Source organism: Treponema endosymbiont of Eucomonympha sp. (assembly GCF_001028545.1).
Map to the genome: position 1 here is coordinate 1 of NZ_BBPW01000725.1, position 367 is coordinate 367.

General features: G+C 58.6%; 1 protein-coding gene. It reads right to left on the bottom strand.

Annotated elements, in window-relative coordinates:
* A partial coding sequence (locus tag AWU74_RS08770) for an IS5 family transposase (RefSeq protein WP_238580297.1) occupies positions 1-361 on the bottom strand: 361 nt, incomplete at its 3' end.
* Between the last annotated feature and the right edge of the window lie 6 nt (positions 362-367).

A 367-nucleotide genomic window follows, 5' to 3' on the forward strand; every position in this document is an offset into this window, starting at 1 on the left:
AGCCCCCTTTTGTGCGGCTAATATCCTGAGTGCCGCCTTGTGCCCCGCACGCGTCCGCGTGTGCCTTGATATACGTCGAATCTATCATACGGATATCCCCGGCAGGCTCGCCTATTGCGGCGTCCGCCAGCATTCTCCATATTCCCTTATCCCGCCAGCGACAAAACCGCTTGTGTATGCTGTTCCAATTCCCGAATTCCGGCGGTATATCCCTCCACGGAGCGCCCGTGCGCGTCTGCCACGCTACCGCGTTGATAAACAGGCGGTTATCTTTCGCCACTCCCCCGCGTTTCCCTGCCTGTCCGGGCAGCAGTTCTTTTATCCGTTCCCACGCCTCGTCGCTTATATCGTGCCGGTGAATGCCTTC